A 214-nucleotide genomic window follows, 5' to 3' on the forward strand; every position below is an offset into this window, starting at 1 on the left:
GTATAGAGAGGCGCCTTTGTATTTGTGCAATGCAGGAACTTTGTAGACCAGCCATGCCGGGATCAAGCAGCCCACCATGCCGAAGATTGGGCTACAAATAGAGGTAAAGCTCAGCACCGGCGCATTGAGCACAATTGCACTCCAGGCCAGCAGGATGGCGAAAACCATAATGCCGCGCTGAACCAGGGTTTCGTTGATTTTCTCGGCTGGCATT

General features: G+C 52.3%; 1 pseudogene. It reads right to left on the reverse strand.

Annotated features, from left to right (window positions below):
• Nucleotides 1-214: pseudogene (locus tag FDX22_RS24690) on the reverse strand (hypothetical protein); the annotation flags it as partial.

Source organism: Citrobacter sp. TBCS-14, from assembly GCF_005280805.1.
In the GTDB taxonomy this organism is placed as follows: domain Bacteria; phylum Pseudomonadota; class Gammaproteobacteria; order Enterobacterales; family Enterobacteriaceae; genus Citrobacter; species Citrobacter gillenii.